This window comes from Mucilaginibacter robiniae (assembly GCF_012849215.1).
In the GTDB taxonomy this organism is placed as follows: Bacteria; Bacteroidota; Bacteroidia; order Sphingobacteriales; family Sphingobacteriaceae; genus Mucilaginibacter; species Mucilaginibacter robiniae.
The window spans coordinates 1168945-1188439 of the sequence record NZ_CP051682.1 but is presented as its reverse complement, the minus strand read 5'-3'; the positions used below and the strand labels follow the sequence as shown (position 1 = coordinate 1188439).

Below are 19495 nucleotides of genomic sequence, written 5' to 3'. Positions count from 1 at the left end.
AATGAAAGCAGCCGTATTGTATCAAAAAGGGGAGTTACCTCAGTATGTTGATTTTCCTGAACCTGTAGTTCAAAGTGACGATGAGTTATTAGTTACGGTAAAAGCAGTAGCCATTAAGCATTTTGATAAAAATCGGTCTTCTGGTAAACATTATTCAAGTGATAAGCCAGCCGCAAGCGGACGGGTGATTGGCGGTGATGGGGTATGCCTATTGCCTGATGGTACCCGTGTATATGGCTTTGGCGTAAGCGGTATGCTGGCCGAAAAAGCGACTATCGACAAAAGCCGCTTGGTAAAAGTGCCGGACGAGTTGGACGATATTACCGCCGCGGCTTTACCGAATGCTGTTATCGGTGCAGCTATGGGGCTTAAGTTTAAAGCTAATATACAACCGGGCGATGTGGTGCTGATTAACGGTGCTACTGGCTTTACTGGGCGCGTAGCGGTACAGATTGCCAAGCATTATGGTGCCCAAATGGTAATTGTAACCGGGAGAAATCAACAATCATCAAATGATTTATTACTGCTGGGTGCCGACCAGATTATATCTTTACAACAAGCCGATGATGAATTGAAGGCCCAGTTAAAAGAAGCACATGCCCAAACGCCTTTTAACGTTGTTATCGACTACCTGTGGGGACGTTCTGCTGAAATCATTTTGTCTTGTTTGAAAGGCGATGGATCATTTACTACCAGAACTCGGTATGTATCAGTAGGCAGTATTACTGGCGATTTGATACAACTATCTGCCGCTAACCTCAGGAGCGTTGATTTGCAACTAACGGGCTCTGGACTGGGCGCTTGGTCAAATGCGCAGATAAAGCAACTGTTTAGTGAAATATTACCCGAGATGTTTCAACTGGCAGCAAGTGGTAAATTAAAGGTAGATACTATTGCCGTAAAGCTGGAAAACATTGCCGAACTCTGGAAGCTGGAAGTGACTAATGGCCAACGATTGGTGGTAACTATTTGAGTAAATATAAGCAACGTGTTTAAGTTTGTAAATGGCTGTTCGGTATAGGATTTAAAAGGCTCTCAATCTTTGCAAGTTTTCAATACTCATGTTTGTTTAAACAAAACTAAGCTATACACCATTAATGAATTGTGGTATAAGCTTAGCAGATTAGATTTTGCTTTTACAAATCATGAGGTTATGGAAGATAAGTCTTTAAAGGTAGCAGTTCTATACCAGGCGCAACAGCCGCCTGTACAAAACGGCATACGAAAGCCGATGAAACCCGGTGGTTATTCAGATAGTGGGGCTGATATTGCTTATACTTTGAAGCAGCATCAGGTAAATATTATTACACCAGTTAATCATCCTGATACAAATACCGATTTAGATTGGGTGTTTCCTGATACGCATAAAGGTATTGAGCAGGCTATAAGCGCTGGTGCCAATTGCCTTTGGCTAAATACCGTACTTTATCAAGGTCATCCTATAGAAAATTTTAAGGATGTATGGCTGGTAGGGCAACTGCCATCAGCGGTAGAACGTTATGATGATAAGTGGTACACCAATAACCTGCTGAAGCAGCATGGGCTTCCTATCCCTAAAGCAGAGTTAGTTAACTACCATCTATTTAAAGAAGTTAAGCTTAACATCGAGTTCCCGGTAGTTGCCAAACCTATTCGGGGTAGGGGCAGCGAAGGCGTAACCCTAATACATACCGCAACTGAATATGAAACGGTATTAACGCAGATGTTTGCAGAAGACCGTTTTGGTACCGAAGTTTACGTAGAAGAATATTTACCCGGACAAGAAATTACCATTACCGTTATGCCGGCAGGTAATTATGTGGTTAATGGGCAAAGTTTACATCAGCAAACACCTTGGTGTTTGCCGGGTGTTATCCGCTTTAATCATCAAAATGGCGTTGCTCCTTACAATGGTACCGTTGCTGTTGTACATAATAGTAGCGTGTTGAGTGATGAGGAGGAAGCCTCAAATACTATTCAGCAGTTGTATCGGCAGTGTGAGACCGCTTCGGCGTTGGTTGATTTGAAAGCTCCCATTCGGATTGATTGTCGGGCTAATGCTCAAGGCCAATACTTCTTATTTGATTTAAATATGAAGCCGAATATGACTGGTCCATCAAGGCATCACCGTCGGGATCAAGATAGTTTAACGGCATTGGCTGCCCGAAAAATCGGTTGGAGCTTTGCTGATTTATTAGTGAACATGCTTCATCAGGCTTGGATGTTTTAAGGATATCCAGCCTGATGAAATAAATTAGTTAAAAATATTTTTGTAGAATATTTAAAATATTAAGCTTGTTCAACCACTACGGCTGTGCCGTAAGCTAATACCTCGGTAATACCCGGCATTACTTCGTTGGCATCATAGCGTACATTAATAATGGCGTTTGCTCCCAATGCTTGAGCATGTTGAATAAGGAGCTGATAAGCTTCTTCGCGGGCTTTTTCACAAAGTTCTACGTAGATAGACAAACGGCCGCCAAAAAAGGACTGTAACCCACCGGCAAAGTTGCCTAACGCACTACGGCTACGTACGGTAATACCCCGAACAACACCTAAATGCTTAATGACGCGATAACCTTCTAAACCGGTGCTGGTAGTAATCAATGAAGTATTCATGGATGTATTTTTTTAGGTTTAGATAGTTGGCACTCTACTTTGTTACAGTAAAGAGAATGTTAATTTGACGCTTTTAGTTGTTGGTGAGGGATAATATATGCTACTTTTTAGCTACTGAATTTTTAATTCATCATTTGTAAAATGCTATCTACATACTCCCGGTTATTGGCCAAACGGGGTACTTTATGCTGACCGCCCATTTTTCCACGCTGTTTCATCCATTGCACAAAAGTACCTTCGGGAGCCGGATGTACTTTGGGGCGGTGCAAAGCCATATCTTTAAACCGTTTAGCGTCATAGTCCGAATTTACTTTACGTAAGGTTTCATCCAGCAAATCTACAAAGCGATCAAATTCGACAGGTCTCTTCTCAAACTCAATAATCCATTCGTGGCCACCGCCTTTGTTGTCAGTAAAGTAAACCGGTGCGGCGGTGTAGTCGCGTATAATGGCATTAGTTTGCCTACAGGCTTCTTGCAATGCACGTTCGGCATTATCTATAATTACTTCTTCACCAAATGCATTAATATAGTGCTTGGTACGACCGGTAATTTGTATACGGTAGGGATAAAGTGAAGTAAAGCGGATGGTGTCGCCAATCAAATACCGCCACAAACCCGCGTTGGTGCTAATTACCAGAGCGTAATTTTTATTTAGTTCTACCTCATGCAGCATCAGTGTGGCCGGGTTTTCATCGTTTAAGTTTTCGATGGGTAAAAACTCGTAGAAAACGCCATAGTCCAGCATCAATAGCAACTCGCCGGGTTGTTCCAAGTCTTGAATACCAAAAAAACCTTCTGAGGCGTTGTAGGTTTCCAGGTAGTACATATCATCTTTGGGGATGAGTTTTTTAAACTGTTCGCGATAGGGTGTGAAGCTAACAGCGCCATGGTAGTATAATTCCAAATTAGGCCATACTTCCAGCAAATTTTCTTTGCCGGTAATTTCCAGTATACGCTTAAATAGTAATAAGTTCCAGGTAGGTACGCCACTAAGACCGGTTACATTTACATCTTTAGTGGCATAGGCCATTTTCTCAATTTTTTCCTCAAAGTTTTCCAATAAGGCAATGTCCAAATCGGGTGTACGATGAAACTCAGCCCATAAAGGTAGATTTTTCATAATTACTGCCGATAGGTCGCCGAAAGATATATCGGCATTTAACTGCCCGATCTGATGGCTTCCGCCCAAGGTTAAGCTCTTGCCGGTAAATAGCTTAGCATCAGGTCGGTTATTGAAATAGATGGTAAGTAAATCTTTACCACCTTTAAAATGGCATTCTTCTAAAGCTTCTTCACTTACCGGAATAAACTTGCTCCGGTCATTCGTAGTACCCGACGATTTGGCAAACCAACGTATCTCGGAAGGCCAGAGTACATTTTGTTCGCCTTGCAGCATCCGTTCAATGTAGGGCTTTAACGTATCATAGTTTTGCAGGGGTACACGCTGCTTAAACTGGTCAACACTCTCTATACTTTTGTAATGATGTTTTTTGCCCCATTCCGTATTTTCAGCATCAGAAATAAGGCTGTTAAACCACTCCTGTTGTACCTCATTTGGGTATTTCATGAAAAGCTCAATCTGATGAATGCGCTTTTTCATGAACCACGTAAATACGGAATTAATAATCGTCATGCGGTAGTGACGACGAAATTAAATAAATGTTTTTCGTTTCAATACAAAATTGGCACCCAAGTACACTTTGCGTACCATTTCGTTCGCTGCCAGCACTTCTGGCACACCCGATTCCAATATCTTACCTTCAAACAATAAATAAGCCCTGTCGGTAATAGAAAGAGTTTCCTGCACGTTGTGATCGGTAATCAAAATGCCAATATTACGATGGCGCAACTTGGCCACCATGCTTTGAATTTCTTCTACCGCAATAGGGTCAACACCGGCAAAAGGTTCATCCAGCAAAATAAAATTAGGTTCCGCAGCCAAGGCGCGGGCAATCTCGGTACGTCGGCGTTCGCCACCAGAAAGCAAGTCACCACGGTTTTTGCGTACTTTATGCAAACTGAATTCGTCGATTAATTCTTCCAGTTTGTCTTTTTGCTTATCTCTGGGTATAGTGCCCATCTCCAGCACAGCTTTAATATTATCTTCTACCGAAAGCTTCCGGAAAACCGAAGCTTCCTGTGCTAAATAGCCAATGCCTTTTTGCGCACGGCGGTACATGGCATCACCGGTAATTTCTTCATCATCTAAGTATATTTGGCCTTCGTTAGGTTTAATCAAGCCTACAATCATGTAAAACGAGGTGGTTTTACCAGCACCATTAGGCCCCAGCAAACCTACAATTTCACCCTGCGATACGTTGAATGATACATCATTCACCACTGTACGCTGCTTGTATTTTTTTACCAGATGATCGGCACGTAGATTCATTTCTTTTAAGTTTCGGGTCATGGGTTCGATTTGCGCGCCTTGTTAGGCAGGAAATATGATTAGAATAGCTATTCCCGCAACTAAAAACGCGCAACCCGAAGCCTATTAACAACGTATTCCTTTAATATTTAATTGTATGGAGCGTTTGTCGCGCCAAATGTTTTCTTCGATAGTATAGCAAATATCAAAAGGTTTACCTTGGCGTATTTGGTCGAGGCATTCGCCTTGGTTAAATGCAATACAATCAAACCAGGTAGAATCAGGTTGGTAAACCGACATTTTGATATGGTTGTTGCCTACCAAATTAACCCCGCCGTAAGCCTGTACACCTTTGGTTATAAAAACCGGCGCCATGTTTTCGGGGCCAAAAGGCGCAAATTGATTCAGTACCCTAAAAAACTTGGGCGTAATTTGTTTCAGGTCTAATAAGGCATCAATCGGTATTTCCTGTATTTGCTGCTGCTCGGTGATGCTAGCGCTTACTACTTCTTCAAACCGGTGAGTAAAAGCTTCTACCTGTTCAGGTTGCAAGGTAAGACCCGCAGCATATTTATGCCCGCCAAACTGGATAAGCAAGTCGCTGCATTCACATAAAGCCTCGTACAAATCAAAACCTACTACCGAACGCGCTGAACCAGCTACATGCCCGTTAGATCGGGTAAGCACCACTGTAGGACGATAATATTTTTCGGTTAGCCGCGAAGCCACAATACCAATAACACCTTTGTGCCAGCGTTCGCTAAATACTACGGTAGATTTTCGGTCTAGTCCTCGCACATCATTGGCAATCATGCTTAGCGCCTCATCAGTAATTGCTAAATCGTGCTCTTTGCGTTCGGTATTTTTTTGACTGATAAGTAAGCCTTTTTCACGGGCCATGTCAATATCTTCAGCAATCAGTAACTGTACGGAGTGTTTGGCATCATCAATCCGTCCGGCTGCATTAATACGCGGACCTAACAAAAATACAATATCGGCAATGGTGTAATTAGCGGTTTTACCAGCTATTTCCATCAGTGTTTTAATGCCAGTGCCAGGGTCGGTATTCAATTTTTGTAAACCGTATGCAGCCAGTATACGGTTTTCGCCAGTAATATGTACAATATCACAAGCTATACTAATGGCAGCTAAATCCAGATATTGGGTTACTTCTTCAAAAAGCAAATCATTCTTTTGTGCATAAGCCTGTATCAGCTTAAAACCAATACCACAACCTGATAGCTCTTTGTAAGGATAGGTACAATCCAGTCGTTTAGGGTCCAGTACAGCCACAGCTGCTGGCAGTTCACGGCCGGGCATGTGGTGGTCGCCAATAATGAAATCAATGTTGAGGCTATTGGCGTATTCTATCTTATCAGTCGCTTTAATGCCGCAATCTAAAGCTATAATTAGGCTGTAGCCATTATCCGCAGCATAATCAATACCCTGGGTAGATATACCATAGCCTTCGCGATAACGGTCGGGTATGTAATAGGCTATATGTGGGTACAACTTTTTAAAAAAGCTGTAAACCAAAGCAACTGCCGTGGTACCATCTACATCATAATCACCGTAAATCAATATTCTTTCCTGGGTAGCTATAGCTTGTTCAATACGCAAAACAGCTTCTTCCATACCCTGCATTAGGAATGGATCGGGCAGGTGGCGCAAATCAGATCTAAAAAAATCCTTAGCTTCCTGAAAGGTATGAACGCCGCGAAGTAGCAGCAATCGACTTAAGATTTCATCAATGTGCAGTTCGGCAGCCAAGGCTTGAATGGCCGCTTGATCAGGGCCGGGCTGTAAGGTCCACCGTTTTTGCATATTTTTGTAATTTGAAACCGTAAATATAATTACGGGGTTAATTATCTAACAAAAGTACGTTTCTTAAAAATACACATACCCTAATTTCTATGGAAATTTTTGCATTAGGCGAAGGCTCTTACTCGGTTGACGCTACTAAAAAGTTTGTACCCTTTGATCCTAAGACAGATAACGCCAAAGATCGCCCAGGTTCTCTATTTATTCACGTGAATCCTTTTTTAATTAAAACAGAGCGTGACCTGATAGTACTGGATGCTGGGTTAGGTTTTAAAGATAAACAGGGTGAATTACTGCTGCATCAACATATACGTGAAGCTGGCTTTGCCCCCAGTGAAGTGACTTTGGTACTACTATCGCATTTGCATTATGACCATACTGGTGGCTTGGTAACTGAACGTAACGGTAAACTGGAGCCTAGCTTTCCGCAGGCTACGCATGTTATACAACGCGGAGAATGGGATTATGCCTTATCGGGTAAATCAACATCGTACCGTAAACCTATATTTGAAACTTTGCAGCAAAAGGCAAAAATTACATTTGTGGAAGGTTCGGGTGAGTTACAGCCGGGTATTCATTTTGAACTATCGGGTGGGCATACCCAATATCATCAGGTGTTTTGGCTGCAAGAAGGTGAGCAGCGGGTGTTTTTTGGTGGAGACGAACTTCCGGAGCCGGAGCAGCTACAGCGTAAGTTTGCCGCCAAGTATGATTTTGATGGCCGCAAAGCTATGCACCTGCGTGAGGAGTATGGCTTGAAAGCAGCGCACGAAAACTGGATATGCCTGTTTTATCATGCTAAAAGCATAACTATAGGGCATGTTAATTATATGAATGATGCTTTTACAATAACGCCTTATTTAACCTGATCTTCCAGAATAAAAAGTTCTTTGATCTTATCCACATTCAAAGGTTTAGATATAAAATCTTTAACCAGTGGGTAAGATTTAGCTTTGTTGATATCATTACTGAAAACTGAAGATGATATAATAAATATTTTTGATTTGCCCAGTGGGTCAATACCTAAACGTTTATACTCGTCCAAAAACTCCCAGCCATTCATTATAGGCATGTTAATGTCCAGCAAAATATAGTCGGGCAGATTGTCAGGATTATTACGTTGTACATCCAACAATTGCTCAATTGCATAGCTGCCGTCTAAACAAGCATTAATCTCGGTATGAGCCAGTGCTTTCTTAATCAGCTTTATGGAGATGAAGTTGTTAATTTCATCATCATCTATTAATAATATACTTAAAGGCTTAGCAGCATCCATCATAATATTTAATTAGTACGGAATGAAAACTAACTTTGTTTCATTCCTAAAAGTTTTAATAAGCGCAAACGTACTTATTAAGCAGGACTTTCTTATACGCCGCACTAATAGTAAAGGTTAGCGTGTAGTTATCAAATTTATATCTGGTGAAAGTAAGGTTTCAGGGCTTTATTAGGGCATTAATGCATAGGGGTATAAAAACAACATACAGTCAAAATAATACTTTTTTGTTCTTGCATCAGACAATTTATGCAGTCAAGGGTTTAAACATATTTGTACTGTTATGAAAATATTTTATTGCTTATGCCTGTTTGTGTTTTATGTAGTTGCGGATGGCTATGCACAACCCAAATCACCTGCCCAGCTATACCCCGGCTTGTTTGAAGCTGTGCAGATGCAACAGGTTTATCCCGATGGTAAAACTTTTGTAGATGCATCGCCCAAAAGAAGTGCTAAGGAAGTATTGGCTGCTTATCAGCAGCAGAAAGATAAAGCTAGCTTTAATATATCGGCATTCGTAAAAGATAATTTCAAAGCTCCTGCCGAAAATAGTACACCTTACCGCAGCAACGTGTCCGCTGGTATCCGCAAGCATATTGATACACTCTGGACGGTTTTGCAACATGTAGCCGACACTGTAAAAGGCACTTCCCTTATTCCATTGCCGCACCCATACATTGTGCCTGGTGGTCGTTTTAGGGAGGTATATTATTGGGATTCTTATTTTACTATGCTGGGCTTGGAAGATAGCCACCGTTACAAGCTGATTGAACATATCATTCAAAATTTTGCTTACCTGATTGATACATACGGGCATATCCCTAACGGTAACCGTACGTATTACCTAAGCCGTTCACAACCTCCATTTTTTGCGTTGATGGTTGAAATACTAGCCAAGCATCAGGGAAATGCCGCATTGGTAAAATATAGGCCTGAACTAATAAAAGAATACAATTATTGGATGGCAGGTAGTACTAAGCTAAAGCTTGGAAAAGCAGTTGACCACGTAGTGCGTATGCCGGATGCTAGCTTGCTGAACCGGTACTGGGATGCCAGTAATCAGCCGCGGGAGGAATCTTATCGTGAGGATGTATTAGCCGGACGTGATTTGGGTAAACAATTACCTGATTTTTATCGAAATCTTAGAGCAGCAGCCGAATCAGGATGGGATTTTAGTAGCCGATGGCTGGCTGATGGACAACACCTGCAAACCATACAAACTATTGATTTTGTACCGATTGATTTGAATAGTTTACTTTATCATCTGGAAACTGTGATTGCTAAATCATACCAGCTGAGTAAGCAAACCAAGCTCGAGGCATTGTATTATCACAAAGCAGCTTTGCGAAAAGCCGCGTTGCAAAAATATTGCTGGAACGTTAAAGCCGGATGTTATACCGATTATAATTGGGTGCAACAAAAGCAATCAACACAGTTAAGCATAGCTACTGCTTATCCATTGTTTTTCAATTTGGCTACCCAGCAGCAGGCGCAACAAATTGCAACTTTGGTGCAAAAGCGATTTGTACAGCCGGGAGGAGTAGCTACCACGTTGCGTAAAACCGGACAACAATGGGATGAACCTAACGGATGGGCGCCATTACAATACCTGGCTATTGTGGGGCTGCAAAACTATCATCAAGATAGCTTATCCCAGCTTATTGCCCAGCGTTGGATGAAAGTAAACTTGCAAACTTTTAATCAAACCGGTAAGCTATTAGAAAAATACGACACCCAAAACCTGCAAGCCAAAGCCGGTGGCGGCGAGTACCCTTTGCAAGATGGTTTTGGATGGACGAATGGGGTGTTGTTAAGATTGATGGATTTGTATAAAATGAAATAGATGGGTAGTGTTTTGCTTATGCGGCATATAGTGCTAATGGCAACTGTTTGAATTGTCTTGATAGCTGTTTGGGGAAAGTTAGGAGCAATGTTACTGCAAATGTTGGCGTGGCAACCTGGTTATTGAGTAATGAGCACAATGATGTTATTGCTTCATTGATGGCTATCTTTATTATATACCTATCAGTGTAGAGATTGCTTCGTTCCTCGCAATGACGTATAAGTGGACAGCGTATCAAACTACAGAACCACAAATACCATATCTTCTGCGGCATCAGGAATGTTGCGAGTAGCACCAAGTAGCTTTAGCAATGTCTTACAAAGCAACATAACGTAGCCACAAGCTTTTCTTTGGTACCTTTCTTTTTGGATAAAAAAGAAAGTACATCCATTAACGTAAATAAAACACTTGACCCACCCTCACGAAGGACTACACATAAACAACATTAAAATCATAATAAAAAAAGCGGCCAACATCAGCTGGCCGCTCTTTTTATTAAAGTAGATTGTTATTTACAAACCAAAAGCTTGCTTTACCTGATCTACATAATCTAATTTTTCCCAGGTAAACAATTCCACTTCGGCTTTTACTTCGCGACCTTCAGGACTTACAAAGGTTTTAGTAACGGTTTGGCTTGGTTTGCCAAAGTGACCATAAGCTGCAGTTTCGCTGTAAATAGGATTACGCAATTTGAAGCGGGTTTCAATAGCGTAAGGACGCATATCAAAAATCTGCTCTACTTTTTGAGCAATCTCACCATCATGTAAACCTACTTTGCCGGTGCCATAGGTGTTTACATAAATACCCATAGGTTGAGCTACACCAATAGCGTATGATACTTGTACCAACACTTCGCTGCATACACCGGCAGCTACCAAATTTTTAGCAATGTGGCGGGTAGCGTAAGCAGCCGAACGGTCAACTTTTGAAGGGTCTTTACCTGAAAAAGCGCCACCACCGTGTGCACCTTTACCACCGTAGGTATCTACAATAATTTTACGACCAGTTAAACCAGTATCCCCATGCGGACCACCAATTACGAATTTGCCGGTAGGATTGATGTGGTATTTGATTTCGTTGTTAAAGAAGTGCGCATATTTTTCATAACGTGCTTTTACACGTGGAATTAGAATGCCAATAATATCTTCACGAATTTTGGCCAGCATGGCTTCATCTTCGTCAAAATCATCATGCTGCGTTGAAATTACAATGGCATCAATACGTTGTGGCTGGTTATTGTCATCATATTCCAGCGTTACTTGCGATTTAGCATCCGGGCGCAGGTATTTGATCTCAGTGCCTTCACGGCGAATAGCAGCCAGCTCAATTAACAAGGCATGGGCAATATCCAAAGCCAACGGCATGTAGTTGTCAGTTTCAACGGTAGCGTAGCCAAACATCATACCTTGGTCGCCAGCACCTTGTTCTTGTTTCTCCTGACGCTCAACCCCTTGGTTAATATCAGGCGATTGCTCGTGGATGGCCGATAATACACCACATGAGTTACCATCAAACATATAGTCGCCCTTGGTATAACCAATACGGTTAATGACATCGCGAGCAATTTTTTGTACGTCCAGGTAAGCTTTGGATTTCACCTCGCCGGCCAATATAACCTGACCTGTAGTAACCAGCGTTTCGCAAGCTACTTTGGAATCGGGGTCAAAGGCCAAAAACTGGTCGATTAAAGCATCAGATATTTGATCGGCAACTTTATCCGGATGACCTTCTGATACCGATTCGGAAGTAAATAAATAAGGCATAATTTTAAAATCAAACTAATGTTAATAGAAACCAGAACGATTAAACGGATTAAGTAAAAAAGAAGGGTTTTGGTTTTAGCACTTTTTTACGTGGTTGCAATCCGGATGTCTGCCGTAGGCAGGCTAAATCAAATCAATCCACTTTCGGGTAGCAAAAGTAAAACAATTTTATAAAAGCCAAAAATACAGTTACTTTTGAAGGCTAAATTTGTAGAGTTGAAAAGCAAAGCTTTATTTATTATTAACCCGGTAGCCGGTGGTAAAAAGAAAGACCACGTTCCGCAACTCATACAACATCACCTAAATAAAGAGGCTATACAACCCACTATTGTTTTTACGGAAGAAGCAGGCCATGCCCATTGGCTGGCTAAAGAAGCGTGCAGTACTTATAACATGGTAGTAGCTGTAGGCGGCGATGGTACCGTGAATGAGGTAGCTTCGGCTGTGGCAGGTAGCTCGGCGGCTTTGGGTATTTTACCCTTTGGTTCGGGCAACGGGCTCTCCCGGTTTTTAAGCATACCGATGGATACCACTAAAGCCATTCATGCCATTAACGCTAACCGCCTGGAGCAAATTGATGCTGGTCAAGTTAACGGGCATTGGTTTTTTAATATGGCAGGTATGGGGTTTGATGCTCATATTAGTTTAGTGTTTTCACAACAACATACCCGAGGCTTTACTACTTACTTCAAATCGGCCGTGCGCGAAATTATTAGTTATCGTTCGGAGCAGTACGAGTTGGAAATTGACGGACGCGCTTACTCACGTGAAGCTTTTATGCTCAGCTTCGCTAACTCTTCGCAGTACGGTAATAATGCGCATGTATCGCCTCATGCCTCAGTACAGGATGGTTTACTGGATGTATGCATTATTAAACCATTTCCACTATACCGCTTTCCGGAAATGGGCTTACGTATGTTTGCCAAAACGGCTGACACCTCTAAATATGTTGAAATTATTCGCGGTAAGCATATTAAGGTTACCCGACGCAGCGCTGGGCCTGCTCATTTGGATGGTGAACCACAAACCTTAGGTACAACGGCCAATATACAGGTAATGCCGGCAGCCTTAAAGATTGTAGCTGGCGATTCGTATAAAAAGTAAATAGTTATGGCCAAAAAAAGCAAAAACACCTCAGGCATCATGTATTCAACCGATCCGGAGTTTGTGTACCAACCGGATGCTGATGAAACCGCAGCTACGTTGCCGCCCCAGCAGCAAAACTTAAAAGTGCACTTAGACCGAAAGGGTGGGGGGAAAGTAGTTACCCGTATAGCTGGTTTTATAGGTACCGACCAGGATTTAGAAGACTTGGGAAAAAAGCTAAAATCGAAATGTGGCGTTGGTGGTTCTGCCAAAGATGGAGAAATCTTGATTCAAGGCGATTTCAGAGATAAAATAGTGACTTTATTATTAGCCGATGGTTATAAAGCTAAAAAAGCAGGTGGTTGAAAAAAAAGTAGCCTTTAACCCAATTTTATTTTACCATAATTACACTTTAATTTATATTGTTCAAAGTTGCTGTGATTAAGTGTATTAACTTACCATTTATGTGTAAAAAGGTAAAATATACGTGTAAAATTCACACTATTACTTAAGCCTTTTCCCTTTAGAGTAAGCCTTCATTCAAAACATTTAACCTAAAATATCATTTTAGTTACACTATTTTTAAGGTTCAATGCTTGCTATTTTTAAAAAAAATGGTTTTCATTGCAAAAAATTGTTTTAGCCAACACAATTTTGGCATATCAATACGTTATTGCATTAACTAACCAGTTAAGTAAATAAAAGCTTGATATTAAAAAAATGTAAAGAATAAGATTTTGCGTAATTTTATATTTAAAAATTATAAATTTGTTATTCGGACTATAAGCATATTTAATTAACTAAGTACTATAAACAAAAACTAACTAAAATTAAAGTAATGGCAACCGCACCATCAAAACCGACTACTGCTCCCGTTAAAAAAGAAAGCTCTGGCAATTCAGGCGCCTTCGCATCGCTTGTTATTCCAATTTGCTTTGTTATTGCATTATTAATTTTCATTTTCATTTTAGGTGATGCCAGCCATTATAAAGGTGGTGATGTTGAAAAAGGCACCCCGGTTGATTATTTTGGCACTGTACACAAAGGTGGTGTTATTGTACCTGTTCTGATGACTATGTTCCTGATGCTGATTGTTTTCTCAATCGAGCGTTTGGTAGTTATCGGTAAAGCTTCTGGTACAGGTAATGTTGATGCCTTTGTACGTAAAGTGAATGGTTTCTTAAACACCGGTAACATTGACGCTGCAAGCGCAGAATGCGACAAACAAAAAGGTTCTGTAGCTAACGTTATTAAATCAGGTTTGAAAAAATACCGTGAAATGGAATTAGAGCCAAACCTGGATGTTGATCAAAAAACATTAGCTATCCAAAAAGATATCGAAGAAGCTACTGCTTTAGAAATGCCTATGCTGGAGCAAAACTTAACTATCATCGCTACTTTAGTATCTATCGGTACACTGTGCGGTCTGTTAGGTACAGTAACAGGTATGATTAAAGCGTTTAAGTCACTGGCTGCTTCTGGTTCATCAAGCTCAACCGAACTGGCAACTGGTATTTCTGAAGCGTTGATCAATACCGCTTTAGGTATCTTAACTTCAGCTTTATCAATTATCATGTACAACATCTTTACATCAAAAATTGATAAACTGACTTACGCTATTGATGAAACTGGTTTCAGCATTGTACAAACATTTGCTGCTTCACACAAAAACAGAGAAAGAGGATACTAAGTATTGCTTTGTGATAAAGAGCTGCTCCGCTGATGCGAAAAAAAGCGGAGTAGCTTCATAACATACTTTCATCATCTTTTAAAATTACATTAACAAAATGCCAAGAGTAAAAATTCCAAGAAAGAGCACTGCTATTGACATGACCGCTATGTGCGACGTGGCTTTCCTGCTGCTTACTTTCTTTATATTAACAGCCAAGCCAAAGTCTGAAGATCCGGTTCCGGTTGATACCCCGGGATCAATATCAGAAGCACCGCTTCCTGAAAAAGATCTGGCTACCCTTACCGTAGGTAAAGGAAAAGTGTTTTTTGGTGTTGAGGGCTTTGAAATACGCAAAGAGCTGTTACAGCAGATGGGAACAAAGTATAATATTGGCTTCACTGCAAATGAATTAAAAGAGTTTGCCAATATGAATACCATTGGTGTGCCTGTACAACAGATAAAGCAATATCTGAACATGGACCCAGAGCAACGTAAAGCTGTAGCACAACCTGGCATACCAAGCGACACCACTGGTACCAGTGAGTTGTACAACTGGATACATGAAGCCCGTATAGTAACCAAAAACCTGGACAACCAGGAATTGCGTTTTACCATTAAAGGCGATAGTAAAGAAGAGTACCCAACCTTGCAACGTATCATTGCCATCATGCAAAAGCAAGAAGTAAATAAATTTAGTTTAATCACTTCATTAAGAAAACAATAAAATGGCAGAATTAGATACCTCCGGCGGGGGGGGAAGAAAGGCGGGAAGGTAAGAAGTAAGAAACAATCTACACGGGTGGATTTAACTGCCATGGTGGATTTAGCTTTCTTGTTGGTAACCTTCTTCATGCTGACTACCACCCTGAACAAACCAAAAGCCATGGATTTGGCTATGCCGGATAAAAACGAGCAAACACATGAGCAGGAGCCTATTGCTGCTTCGAGAACCATGACCTTATTATTGGGCGACAACAACCGTTTAGAATGGTTTATAGGTGTACCCGGCGAATCATTAACACCGCCAACTGTAAGTGGTTACGGTAAAAATGATTTACGTAAGGTATTGATTGAGCAACAGCAAAAAATAAAAGGCCAAACCGGTAAAGATATGTTCGTGATTATTAAGCCAAGCGATAAATCAGTTTATAAAAACATGGTTGATGCTTTGGATGAAATGCACATTGCCAACATACAGTTGTATGCTATTGTAGATATTACTCCGGTAGAAGTAGATCTGCTTAAACGGGATCATATTTATTAACAACAATTTAACTGTAGTAACGGTTATTTAAACAAAAATATCATGGCATTATTAGGATCAAAACTGGACTTATTGAAACCTGAATGGCTTGATGTTGTATTTGCAGACAGAAATAAATCTTACGGTGCGTATGAGTTGCGTAAAAATAATGCACGCAATACTACCATCGCTTTAGTAGTAACTGTAACGTTATTCGCTATTGCTGTATCACTGCCTACTATCATCAACATCATAAACGGGTTTATTCCTAAAGCTCCAGAAAAGGTAAAAATTGAAGAGGTAATTTTAAAACCACCTCCGCCACTGCAAGCGCAGAAAACACCTCCACCACCGCCGCCTTCTGCCGAACCGCAAAGGCCAAAAGTATCGCAGGTGCGTTTCCCGCCTCCTGTTGTAAAACCTGATGAGCAGGTACCTGAGAAAGACCCACCAACTCAAAAAGAGTTGGAAGTAAAAGACCCAGGTCAGAAAAGCGTTCAGGGCGACCCTAGTCAAACTGTACGTATTGATGAGCCGGTAGGTAACGCACCAGTTACTCAACAAGTAACTGAAGCTCCTGCAAGCAACGAAATTTTCACTTCGGTGGAAGTTACTCCGGAGTTTCCGGGTGGTATGGATAAGTTTTATCAATTTTTAGGTAAAGCTATCCGTTACCCAGCAGTAGCTCGCGAAAACAACGTACAAGGTCGTGTTATCGTAACCTTCGTTGTGGAACGTGACGGTAGCTTAACAGACGTAAAAGCCCTGCGTGGTCCAGGTTCAGGTTTAGATGAAGAAGCGGTTCGTGCCGTAAAATCATCACCTAAATGGAGACCAGGTAAACAAAACGGCCGCGATGTTCGTGTACAATACACGGTTCCGGTAGTATTTACTTTGCAGGATGAACAATAAGAATACTGAATGCAAAATTCTTTGAATAATAAACAAAAATCGCCCGAAAGGCGGTTTTTGTTTATTTTAGGAGCAGCCCTATTTATTGGTATAGCAATTATAGGATTAATGATTATGTTCTGGAAACAGCTCCATTTGCCTATAACACAAACCCAACGTTATACTTTTGGTGCCTTTTTTATCGTTTATGGTATATTGCGCTTTATAAGAGTAGTCCGGACAAAGATTTATGAAGAATAGTATTGTTGTTATTATAGGCTGCATTTTAGTACTGGTTGGATTTGAAATGTGCCGCCAGAAAGAGGTGCATCAACAAGCTAAACCAAAAGGTACAGATGATTTTACCAGTGGTGTAGCTCAGTTTGTAGCCGATGAATCTTTCCAACCTATATTGGACGAGGAACTGTTTGTATATAAAGCCATGTTTCCTGAAGCTAAGCCTCAGGTGGTATACAAATCTGAAAACGATGCATTGCGTTTGTTTTTGAATGACAGTATACGAGTAGCCATTTTGTCGCGAGAATTGAAGCCTGCTGAGGTGAAAATTTTAAGTGACCGTACTTTAGCACCTGAAATTAATTGCTTTGCTATTGATGCTGTTACATTGATTGTTAATCAGCAATCAGCCGATACAACCATATCTGTCAATCAGCTTAAAGCCGCTTTAAATGGCAAAGGAATGACTGACAAAAGCATTGTATTTGACAATCCAAACTCTAGTTTGGTAAGGTATTTGAAAGAATTATCAGGAAGTAAGGATTTAAATGCAAGAAATATTTATGCTTTGAAATCCAATAAGGACGTAATTGCTTATGTTAGCCAACATCCACAAGCCATTGGCATTGTAGGTTTCAGTTGGCTGGATGACCCCGACGAAGATTATGCAGCGGCAGTAGCCAAAGTGAAGATTGTAGGGGTAAAAGATGAAAGTAACAAAAAGGCGCCAAACGAGTATTTCAAACCATCACAAGAAACCTTGGCGCTAAAACAATATCCATTAAGCCGGCGGCTGTACATGATTAACAGCTCTGGTAAAATGGGGCTCGGCACTGGCTTTGCTACTTTTTTAGCCAGCGAACGTGGCCAGCGGATTATATTGAAGTCAGGCTTGTTGCCCGATTCGATACCGCAACGTCAAATAAATATTAAAAAGTAACTTAACATCTAACAACTATAAAATTAAGCCATGAAATTAACTAAAGAGATAGTGGGGACTACACTAGGGCTGGTATTTATAGGTTCATCAGTTTTTGCTCAAAGTCTTGACGACGCCAAAAAAGCAATTGACGCCGAACAATATCAGAAAGCCAAGTCAATGTTGAAAAACCTGACTACCACACAACCTACTAAAGACGAAAACTTCTTTTACCTGGGTTGGGTATATCTACAGCAAGATTATCCGGATTCCGCAAAAGCGGCTTTCAATAAAGGTATCGCAGCTAATGCTAAATCAGCCATTAACTATGCTGGTTTAGGTGCGGTAGCACATTATAACAAAGATGCAGCAGGTGCACAAAGCAATTTTAACCAAGCTGCTACACTAGCTGGTAAATCGCCAGAGCCTTACGTGTACATTGCTAAAGGATATTTATTGGATCCAAACCCGAATGCTGATGCCGCAATTACAGTATTAAATAAGGAGATTGGCGTAAATGCAAAAGATCCTAACCTGTTTATTGCATTAGGTGATGCTTATCGTGCACAAATGAAAAGTTCTGAGGCTTACAAAGCTTACAGTACTGCGCTTGATTTAAATCCAAAATCACCATCACCTAAAGTATCAACCGGTGTGTTGTGGCGTTTTGCTAACAACTGGGAAGATTCTGAAAAAGAATTCCAAGCAGCTATAGCTATCGACCCGAACTTCGGTCCGGCTTACCGTGAGTGGGCAGAAACCGATATTCGTTGGGCTAACAAAGACCCTAAAATGGCCTCTGCCAAAATTCAAGAAGCGGTTGATCATTACAAAAAGTTCTTGAGCTTAACTGATATGTCAGTTGAATCACAAGTTCGTTATGCCGACTTCTTGTATTCAGCTGGTCGTTTCAAAGAATTACAGGATGTAGCTAACAGCTTAACCAAATATCCAGGTGTAAACTTGAAAGTGTACCGTTACTTGGGCTATTCAGCTTACGAAAATGGCGATTATGCTACCAGTAACACTGCTTTAAATACCTGGTTCAGCAAAGCCGATCCTAAGCGTGTTATTCCTTATGATTATTATTACCAAGGTCGTAACACATTGAAAGCGGGTAAAGATACTGCTGCTGCTATTCAGGAATTACAAAAAGCTGTGCAAGCTGATACTACAGGCGCGTTGAGCGGTGTATATGGTGATATTGCTGGTGTGTACTATGCACAACGTAAGTACGAGCAAGCTGGTGACGCTTACCAACAATATGCAACAAAATCAAACAAGGCTACCTTGAATGATTACTTCAAAGAAGGTTTTAGTTATTACTTTGCTTATGGTGCTCAGTTATCAAGCAAAGCAACACCAAAACCAACGCCTGATACTACTTTGCTAGTTAAAGCAGATTCAGCGTTTGCGCACATACAATCTAAATTAGGAACAACGCCTAACTCAACAGTAACACAATATCGTGCCCGGTTGTATGATTTAAAAGAAAAAGATCGTAACAACATAGTAGGCTATGCTAAGCCATTTTACGAAAAGTTTGTAACTGAAGTAAGTGGAAAAAGCTCATTAACCGATGCTGATAAAAAAGGTTTGGCTGAAGCTTATGCATACTTGGGTAATTATGCCGAGTATAAGGATAAAGATACCGCTAAAGCTACAGAGTACTTTACCAAAGCGAGGGATAATGACCCAACCAACGCACAAGTGCAGTATTACTTTACTAAGAAAGGTAAACCTGCTGCCGGTAAAGGCAAATAACTTACTCATCAAT

Annotated in this window: 19 protein-coding genes; 13 read left to right on the top strand and 6 right to left on the bottom strand. The window is 40.9% G+C overall.

Features of this window, described 5'->3' with window-relative positions; genetic code table 11:
• Window position 1: 1 nt before the first annotated feature.
• Both HH214_RS05215 and HH214_RS05210 read left to right on the top strand, forming a co-directional pair.
• Window positions 2-973, top strand: coding sequence for a quinone oxidoreductase family protein (locus HH214_RS05215; RefSeq protein WP_169606329.1), 972 nt, complete (start codon window positions 2-4; stop codon window positions 971-973).
• A 180-nt stretch (window positions 974-1153) separates the two neighbouring features.
• Window positions 1154-2209 (top strand): ATP-grasp domain-containing protein, encoded by a 1056-nt coding sequence (locus HH214_RS05210; protein WP_169606328.1) that lies wholly within the window; start codon window positions 1154-1156, stop codon window positions 2207-2209.
• Window positions 2210-2268: 59 nt separating this feature from the next.
• On the opposite strand, the gene HH214_RS05205 is transcribed toward HH214_RS05210, so the two are convergent.
• The 4 genes from HH214_RS05205 to recJ all read right to left on the bottom strand — a co-directional run bounded on the left by HH214_RS05205 (window position 2269) and on the right by recJ (window position 6791).
• On the bottom strand, window positions 2269-2598 hold the full coding sequence (locus tag HH214_RS05205; protein ID WP_169606327.1) for a YbjQ family protein: 330 nt from the start codon (window positions 2596-2598) through the stop codon (window positions 2269-2271).
• A 122-nt stretch (window positions 2599-2720) separates the two neighbouring features.
• Window positions 2721-4232, bottom strand: coding sequence for a GH3 auxin-responsive promoter family protein (locus HH214_RS05200; protein WP_169606326.1), 1512 nt, complete (start codon window positions 4230-4232; stop codon window positions 2721-2723).
• Between the two features lie 18 nt (window positions 4233-4250).
• Window positions 4251-4988, bottom strand: coding sequence for an LPS export ABC transporter ATP-binding protein (gene lptB, locus HH214_RS05195; protein ID WP_169611051.1), 738 nt, complete (start codon window positions 4986-4988; stop codon window positions 4251-4253).
• A 105-nt stretch (window positions 4989-5093) separates the two neighbouring features.
• Window positions 5094-6791 carry a single-stranded-DNA-specific exonuclease RecJ gene (gene recJ / locus HH214_RS05190; RefSeq protein WP_169606325.1) on the bottom strand — a complete coding sequence of 566 codons (1698 nt, stop codon included), beginning with the start codon at window positions 6789-6791 and terminating at the stop codon, window positions 5094-5096.
• Between the two features lie 89 nt (window positions 6792-6880).
• Here recJ and HH214_RS05185 point away from each other — a divergent pair, with 89 nt between their 5' ends.
• Entirely contained in the window at window positions 6881-7657 is a 777-nt protein-coding gene (locus tag HH214_RS05185; RefSeq protein ID WP_169606324.1) for an MBL fold metallo-hydrolase, read from the top strand.
• On the opposite strand, the gene HH214_RS05180 is transcribed toward HH214_RS05185, so the two are convergent.
• A complete protein-coding gene (locus HH214_RS05180) occupies window positions 7645-8067 on the bottom strand; it encodes a response regulator (RefSeq protein ID WP_169606323.1) in 423 nt (140 codons plus the stop codon). The genes HH214_RS05185 and HH214_RS05180 overlap by 13 nt on opposite strands.
• 280 nt (window positions 8068-8347) lie before the next feature.
• On the opposite strand from HH214_RS05180, the gene treF reads away from it, so the two are divergent.
• The gene (gene treF / locus HH214_RS05175; RefSeq protein ID WP_169606322.1) at window positions 8348-9907 is read left to right on the top strand and encodes an alpha,alpha-trehalase TreF; all 1560 of its coding nucleotides are present in this window, start codon (window positions 8348-8350) and stop codon (window positions 9905-9907) included.
• A 512-nt stretch (window positions 9908-10419) separates the two neighbouring features.
• On the opposite strand, the gene metK is transcribed toward treF, so the two are convergent.
• Window positions 10420-11670: a methionine adenosyltransferase gene (gene metK, locus HH214_RS05170; RefSeq protein WP_169606321.1), complete on the bottom strand. Its 1251-nt coding sequence runs from the start codon at window positions 11668-11670 to the stop codon at window positions 10420-10422.
• A gap of 195 nt (window positions 11671-11865) precedes the next feature.
• Between metK and HH214_RS05165 the strand changes: the two genes are divergently transcribed.
• The 9 genes from HH214_RS05165 to HH214_RS05125 all read left to right on the top strand — a co-directional run bounded on the left by HH214_RS05165 (window position 11866) and on the right by HH214_RS05125 (window position 19482).
• Window positions 11866-12774 (top strand): diacylglycerol/lipid kinase family protein, encoded by a 909-nt coding sequence (locus tag HH214_RS05165; protein ID WP_248282212.1) that lies wholly within the window; start codon window positions 11866-11868, stop codon window positions 12772-12774.
• 6 nt (window positions 12775-12780) lie between these two features.
• Window positions 12781-13122: a translation initiation factor gene (locus tag HH214_RS05160; RefSeq protein WP_169606320.1), complete on the top strand. Its 342-nt coding sequence runs from the start codon at window positions 12781-12783 to the stop codon at window positions 13120-13122.
• Between the two features lie 472 nt (window positions 13123-13594).
• Window positions 13595-14446, top strand: coding sequence for a MotA/TolQ/ExbB proton channel family protein (locus tag HH214_RS05155; RefSeq protein WP_169606319.1), 852 nt, complete (start codon window positions 13595-13597; stop codon window positions 14444-14446).
• 97 nt (window positions 14447-14543) lie between these two features.
• Window positions 14544-15152 (top strand): ExbD/TolR family protein, encoded by a 609-nt coding sequence (locus HH214_RS05150; RefSeq protein WP_169606318.1) that lies wholly within the window; start codon window positions 14544-14546, stop codon window positions 15150-15152.
• Between the two features lie 75 nt (window positions 15153-15227).
• A complete protein-coding gene (locus HH214_RS05145) occupies window positions 15228-15692 on the top strand; it encodes an ExbD/TolR family protein (protein WP_248282211.1) in 465 nt (154 codons plus the stop codon).
• Window positions 15693-15734: 42 nt separating this feature from the next.
• Window positions 15735-16583 carry an energy transducer TonB gene (locus HH214_RS05140; RefSeq protein ID WP_169606317.1) on the top strand — a complete coding sequence of 283 codons (849 nt, stop codon included), beginning with the start codon at window positions 15735-15737 and terminating at the stop codon, window positions 16581-16583.
• Window positions 16584-16592: 9 nt separating this feature from the next.
• A complete protein-coding gene (locus HH214_RS05135) occupies window positions 16593-16823 on the top strand; it encodes a hypothetical protein (protein WP_169606316.1) in 231 nt (76 codons plus the stop codon).
• Window positions 16813-17739, top strand: a complete 927-nt coding sequence (locus HH214_RS05130) for a PstS family phosphate ABC transporter substrate-binding protein (RefSeq protein WP_169606315.1) — start codon at window positions 16813-16815, stop codon at window positions 17737-17739. The genes HH214_RS05135 and HH214_RS05130 overlap by 11 nt, the downstream gene beginning before the upstream one ends.
• Window positions 17740-17769: 30 nt before the next feature.
• Entirely contained in the window at window positions 17770-19482 is a 1713-nt protein-coding gene (locus tag HH214_RS05125; protein ID WP_169606314.1) for a tetratricopeptide repeat protein, read from the top strand.
• Window positions 19483-19495: the final 13 nt, after the last annotated feature.